8 protein-coding genes are annotated in these 6175 nt (G+C 61.8%); 7 read left to right on the forward strand and 1 reads right to left on the reverse strand.

Annotation, left to right across the window (positions count from 1 at the left end):
* Positions 1 to 89: 89 nt before the first annotated feature.
* On the forward strand, positions 90 to 623 hold the full coding sequence (locus PKE98_RS26245) for a GNAT family N-acetyltransferase (protein ID WP_271198434.1): 534 nt from the start codon (positions 90 to 92) through the stop codon (positions 621 to 623).
* Here PKE98_RS26245 and PKE98_RS26250 read toward each other — a convergent pair.
* Entirely contained in the window at positions 620 to 1459 is an 840-nt protein-coding gene (locus tag PKE98_RS26250) for a LysR family transcriptional regulator (protein ID WP_271198435.1), read from the reverse strand. The two genes, PKE98_RS26245 and PKE98_RS26250, sit on opposite strands and share 4 nt — an antisense overlap.
* A gap of 127 nt (positions 1460 to 1586) precedes the next feature.
* Between PKE98_RS26250 and PKE98_RS26255 the strand changes: the two genes are divergently transcribed.
* The 6 genes from PKE98_RS26255 (at position 1587) to PKE98_RS26280 (ending at position 6029) form a co-directional block, all read left to right on the forward strand.
* Positions 1587 to 2291 carry a haloacid dehalogenase type II gene (locus PKE98_RS26255; RefSeq protein ID WP_271198436.1) on the forward strand — a complete coding sequence of 235 codons (705 nt, stop codon included), beginning with the start codon at positions 1587 to 1589 and terminating at the stop codon, positions 2289 to 2291.
* 124 nt (positions 2292 to 2415) lie between these two features.
* Positions 2416 to 3300, forward strand: coding sequence for a hypothetical protein (locus tag PKE98_RS26260; protein WP_271198437.1), 885 nt, complete (start codon positions 2416 to 2418; stop codon positions 3298 to 3300).
* A 165-nt stretch (positions 3301 to 3465) separates the two neighbouring features.
* Positions 3466 to 3756 (forward strand): hypothetical protein, encoded by a 291-nt coding sequence (locus PKE98_RS26265; protein WP_271198438.1) that lies wholly within the window; start codon positions 3466 to 3468, stop codon positions 3754 to 3756.
* Between the two features lie 97 nt (positions 3757 to 3853).
* Positions 3854 to 4195 (forward strand): FKBP-type peptidyl-prolyl cis-trans isomerase, encoded by a 342-nt coding sequence (locus PKE98_RS26270; RefSeq protein ID WP_271198439.1) that lies wholly within the window; start codon positions 3854 to 3856, stop codon positions 4193 to 4195.
* Between the two features lie 182 nt (positions 4196 to 4377).
* Entirely contained in the window at positions 4378 to 5130 is a 753-nt protein-coding gene (locus PKE98_RS26275; RefSeq protein WP_271198440.1) for a sulfite exporter TauE/SafE family protein, read from the forward strand.
* Positions 5127 to 6029, forward strand: coding sequence for a DMT family transporter (locus PKE98_RS26280; protein ID WP_271198441.1), 903 nt, complete (start codon positions 5127 to 5129; stop codon positions 6027 to 6029). Before PKE98_RS26275 ends, PKE98_RS26280 begins: the two co-directional genes overlap by 4 nt.
* Positions 6030 to 6175 lie beyond the last annotated feature (146 nt).

A 6175-nucleotide genomic window follows, 5' to 3' on the forward strand; every position in this document is an offset into this window, starting at 1 on the left:
TCGCAAAGCATTTGATCTGAAGAGCGCCTCTTCCGGGGTTCGCCAGCAAGCTGGCTTCTACATAACGCCAACGGAGTTTGGATTGTTTTATGCGTAACGCTCCAACCATTCGCGATGCCCGCGATGACGATATGCCGACCGTCCAGGCCATCTACGCCCACCACGTACTGACCGGCATCGCCAGCTTCGAGCTGCAACCGCCCACCCTTGAGGAACTGCTGCGCCGCCGCGCCGATGTGCTGCTCAACGGCCTGCCGTATCTGGTAGCCGAGCTGGACGGCGAGGTGGTTGGCTACGGCTACGCCACGCTCTACCGCCCGCGCCCGGCTTACAGCAATACGGTGGAAGACTCGGTGTATGTCCGCGAAGGCATGGGCGGGCGGGGCATTGGTCAGGCGCTGCTGGCCGAGGTGATCGAACGCTGTATCGCCAATGGCCGGCGGCAGATGGTGGCGGTGATCGGCAATAGCGAAAACCACGGGTCCATCGCCTTGCATGCGCGTATGGGCTTTCGCACCGTGGGCGTATTCGAAGCCGTGGGTTTCAAGCATGGCCGCTGGGTGGATACGGTGCTGATGCAGCGCAGCCTGGGCGATGGTGCAAGCACCTTGCCGGATGCTTAAGCGCCCATAACCTGGTCTTGCAGCAAGGCCAGCAATTCCCGTTGCAATGCGGTGACCACGCCGCCGCTAACCAGTGCCAACTCGCTGGGCGCCAGCGCCGGCAAGTCGTCACAAACGGTGTGCCCAGCCAATACGGCGCTCTGCGGCAGCACCGAAATACCCAGCCCCGAAGCCACGGCCGCCTGGATGCCGGTCAGGCTGTGACTGCCAAACGCGATACGCCACGGCCGCTTGGCTTTATCCAGGCTGCCGATGGCGCGCTGGCGATAAAGGCAGCCTTGCGGAAATAGCGCCAGGGGCAAGGGCTGGTCATCGAAGGCGGCCTGCCGCCCCTTCACCCACACCAGGGGTTCCGGCCAGCTGGCCAGGCATTCGCCGCTGCCCGGCTCGCGTTTAAGCAAGGCGATATCCAGCTCGCCACTGGCCAGCTTGTGGCGCAGGTCAGTGCTCATGCCACTGACGGTTTCCAACCGCGCCTCGGGCCTTGCCTGGGTAAATGCAGCGAGCAGGGCGGTCATGCGGTGCGCGTCAAAGTCTTCCGGTACGCCCAGGCGCAGTGGCTGCAGCACGCCGTCGCTGGCTAACGCGTCTTCGGCCTCCTGGGCCAGGCCGAGCAAACGGCGGGCGTAATGGGCCAGGAGTTCGCCTTGCGCCGTGGGCGTCACCTGGTTGCCGCTGCGGTCGCGCAGCAACAGGCAATGGCCAACGTTTTCTTCCAGGCGCCGCACCTGCTGGCTGACCGTGGACTGCGTGCGGTGCACGCGCTCGCCGGCGCGGGTAAAGCTGCCTTCGTCCACCACGCAGACCAGTGTCTTGAGCAGTTCGAGATCGAGCATGGCGGTCACCTGAATAGTTCGGTGCTACATAGTTGAAAAGAAACTAAGGTTTAGAGGCTAATTTAATTTAACACTATGTGATAGCGCTTCTATGCTGCCGGCTCATTCCTTTTTGCGGAGCTGCGCCATGTCTCTGGACTACACCCCTCGGCCTTTGTGGCTGACCTTCGATTGTTACGGCACCTTGATTCAGTGGGACGAAGGCCTGCTTGCCGCTGTGCAGAAAATGCTCAGCAACCGTCCAGGTCACGGCATCGAGCCGCAGCGCTTTATCGAGGTGTATGACCATCACGAACATGCCCTTGAACAAACGCCCCCGCACCGCTCGTTCCGCCAGGTCACCCGTGAAGGTTTGCGCCTGGCCATGGAGCAATTGGGCTTGCCGTCCAGCCCGGCCGACGGTGAACTGCTGGCCGACAGCATCTCGGCCATGCCGCCTTTTGCCGAGGTGGTGGACACCTTGGCGCGTCTTAAAACGATGGGGTTCAAGTTGTGCATCGTCTCCAACACCGACGACGACATCATTGCCGGCAATGTGGCGCAGCTCGGCGGCCATATCGACCGGGTGATCACTGCCCAGCAAGCGGGCGCCTACAAGCCGGCACCACGGCTGTTCGACTATGCCCACGAGCAGTTGGGCGTCGGCCGTGACGAGGTGGTGCATATCTGCGCCAGCCCCCATCTGGACCACGCCGCAGCGCGCGACATGGGCTTTCGCTGCGTCTGGGTAGACCGAGGCACCGGGCGCCAATTGCTGCCGGACTACCACCCCGATGCCACGGTTTCTACGCTCGATCAGGTGCCCGAATTGTTCCATTCCCTTGACTGGTAACGGCCCCGTCAAAACGGTTTGCGCGTAAAAAGCCTGAACGAAACGGCGCGTCTCACACTCAAGTTTTATAGGCCCCAGGAAAAACCAAAGGGGCTATCTAGCTCACAGGGTGAGGAAAACAATAATGCTCAATTCAGACGCTTACGTTGCTGCCTTGGATGAATCGTCTACTGCTTCCGGGGTTTCCTGGGCGGCAGTATTCGCAGGGGCTGTCGCTGCCGCGGCATTGTCCCTGATCCTCTTGTTGTTGGGCTCGGGCCTGGGTTTCTCCGCTATTTCGCCATGGGCCGACAAGGGCCTGAGTGCGGAAGGTCTGGGCATCTCGGCCATTATCTGGCTCGCATTCACTCAACTGGTTGCAGCCGCCATGGGCGGTTATCTGGCCGGTCGCTTGCGCAAGCGCTGGACCACGCTGCACAACGATGAGGTGTACTTCCGCGATACCGCGCACGGCTTCCTGGCGTGGGGTGTAGCCACCTTGGTTACTGCCACATTGGTCGTCGGTTCGGTCAGCAGCCTGGTTAGCGGCACCGCCCAAGTGGGCGCCACGCTGAGCACCAGCCCAGCCACCGCGCAGGTCGCCGATAACAGCGATGACAGCTATTTCATCGACACCCTGTTCCGTGACGACCGTGGTGCACCAGTGACTTCGGACGCCGCCCATGACGTGGCCGGCCGCATCTTCGCCCGTAACCTGGCGAGCGATAACGGCGCGCTGAACCCGGACGATCGTGCCTACCTTGCGCAGCTGGTGGCCCAACGCACCGACCTGAGCCAGGCCGATGCACAAGCCCGCGTAGACAAAGTGTACGGCCAGGCTCACCAGGCTGTGGTTGATCTGAAAGTCGCTGCCGACGCTGCCAAAAAAGCTGCCGCCCACGCCACCCTGTGGATGTTTGTAGCGCTGCTGATTGGTGCTTTCGTCGCTGCCTTCACCGCCATTTATGGTGGCCGCCAACGTGATGCCGTCGTGATCCTCGACGACCGTCGCACTGTTCCTGTCCGCTAACCGAACCCGCAAACAAGGAGAACAACATGCCTGCCATTCTGCTCTGGTTACTCGGCGTTCCAATCCCACTCATCATCCTGCTTATTCTGGTGTTCTAAGCGCTGCGTCCTGTTTTGAGAACGCCTGGCCATCGAGCCAGGCGTTCTCATTGAAAGGAGAAGTCTTATGGCAACCGCCACCATTCACTACAAAACCGCTGGGCACCTGGCCTGTGGCCGTGACAGCCACCTGGCTTCCAGCACTGAACTGGCCCGTGTGAAATGCCGCGCATGCCGCAGCACCGAGGCCTTCAAAACCGCGCGCAAAGAGGCACGTAATTCCGCTCGGCGTGCAGCCCGTAAAGCCAAAGCCACCCACAACTCCCTCGACTGGCGCACCGCCTGGCGCGAGCAGTTGGCGGCATTGCCGGGGAGCAACCGGCTACCGCGTGGCTTTGGCCGTCAGCCGTTTGTGTGATTCACGCTGGCGATACAGCTCGGGCCCGGCAGGCAACTGTCGGGCCCGAATTGTTTGTGCAGTAGAATCGCGTTTTTTTGATTGGGCAGAGCACCCCATGAGCGAAGACCTGCAGATAAAAGACGTGGTAATCGCCGACGGCAAGGCTGCCGTCAAAGGCGCGTTGATCACCACGCACTACCGCGGCTTTCTGGAAGACGGCAGCGAGTTCGATTCCTCGTACGCACGGGGCAAACCCTTCCAATGCGTGATCGGCACCGGCCGCGTAATCAAGGGCTGGGACCAAGGCCTGATGGGCATGAAAGTGGGCGGCACACGCACATTGTTTGTGCCCGCGCACCTGGCCTATGCCGAACGCGGCATGGGTTCGCGGGTGCCGGCCAATGCCAATCTGCGGTTTGAAATCGAGCTGCTGGAAGTGCTGACGCGGGACGATTGATGGGCTGTGCTCGCCCTGAAAGTCGGAGGTGCAATTTATCGGAGTGGCTCCGTCTTCCCCGCGCAGGCGGGGATCCAGAATCTCGGATCCCAACGTAAGGCTTTTGTCTAACCCGCGCGCTTGAGCGGCTTGGTTATACTCGCGCCCTTTGCACGACCGACCTTTGCATAAGGAGGAATGCGGTGCTGGATATCGCGATGTACGTTGTTCTCGGTATGGCCATGGGCACCCTGGGTGGTCTGTTTGGTATTGGCGGCGGGCTGGTCACCATCCCAATCCTGGGCGTGTTGTTCAACCTCGACCAGCAACTGGCCCAAGGCACCGCGCTGCTGATGGTGTTGCCCAATGTGCTGCTGGCGTTGTGGCGTTATAACCAGCGCAATCGCGTGGCGCTGCGCAACGCTTTGATGTTGATTGTGCCGAGCTTCTTCCTGGCCTGGCTGACCTCGCTGTTTGCCGTGCGCCTTGATCCACAGATTATGCGGGTGGCCTTTGTCGGTTTTTTGCTGGTGCTGGTGCTGTTCAACCTCGGGCAGATGTACTGGCAGAAAGCGCCCGGCAGCACGCAACTGCGTCATGAAAATCGCCTGTGGTTGCTTGGCAGCCTGAGCGGTATTACCGGGGGACTGTTCGGCGTGGGTGGCGGAGTGGTGGCGACCCCGCTTCTGACCAGCCTGTTCGGCGCCAGCCAGGTGGTGGCACAAGGGCTGGCGCTCGCGCTGGCGGCACCTTCCACCGGCATTACCCTTATCACCTATGCCGTGCACGACCACGTCAACTGGGCCATGGGCATTCCACTGGCGGTAGGCGGGTTGCTCAGCATCAGCTGGGGCGTGCACATGGCCCATGCGCTGCCTGAACGGGTACTGCGTTCGCTGTTCTGCGCTTTTCTAGTGGTATGCGGCGCGTTGCTACTGTTCAAGGTCCAAGCATGAGCGAGCCGCAAGAGCAGCGCTGGCACCATCTGTTTCCCTTGGTCACGGTGCTGATCTGGAGCGGAAATACCCTGGTGACCAAGCTGTCATCCGGGCGCATTGCGCCGGCCTCCATCACCTTCTACCGCTGGACCCTGGCGTTCGCGCTGCTGTCGCTATTCATGCTGCCCAGTGCCTGGCGTGCCCGCCGGCAGCTGCACGCGCTGTTGCCACAGCTGTTGACCCTCGGCGTGCTGGGCATGCTGGTGTATCAGGGCTTGGCCTACTACGCGGCCAGCACGACCACCGCCACCAACATGGGCATTCTGCTGGCGCTGTCGCCGCTGCTGTCATCACTGTTCGCCAGTGTGCTGACCGACGACCGCCTGACCCAGGGCGCGTTGGTGGGCGGGGTGGTGTCGTTTGCCGGGGTGCTGTGGCTGATCAGCGGCGGGCAACCTCAAGCGTTGCTGCACTTTCACCTGAGCCCCGGCGATGCGCTGATGTTGGTGGCGGTGATGGCCAATGCGCTGTACGGCGTGTTGCTGCGGCGCTGGAATTTCGACCTGAGCCGCTGGCTACAACTCTACGTGCAGATCGCCTGTGCACTGCTGTTTCTGACGCCGTGGTTTTTACTCAGCGGCCCTTCGCCGCTGACGGAAGAGAACCTGCCGCTGGTGCTGTATGCCGGCACGCTGGCATCCATTGGCGCGCCGTGGTTGTGGATCAAAGGCATCCAGACTCTCGGCCCGGCGCGGGCCAGCCTGTATATGAACCTGATGCCGGTAATGGTGGCCGTGGCTGCCATGTGGCTGCTGGGGGAAACGCTGGGGCTGCATCACCTGGTCGGGGGTGGGCTGGCGTTGTTGGGGGTGTGGTTGGGGCAGACGCTGCGAAAGCCGTTGCGGGCTGTGTCGTAGGGTGTGCTATGCGCACCGTTGCGATTGCGCGGGAATCGCTGGGTGCGCGTAGCACACCCTTGTATCTCGACTCCTCCTCGAAAGAGGAGATAGTCTCCGACTGATCATCGGGGGAGGGTTTGAAAGCCGGGCACACCCTTAGGCCA

The sequence above is a fragment of the Pseudomonas turukhanskensis genome, assembly GCF_027922365.1.
Lineage (GTDB): Bacteria > Pseudomonadota > Gammaproteobacteria > Pseudomonadales > Pseudomonadaceae > Aquipseudomonas > Aquipseudomonas turukhanskensis.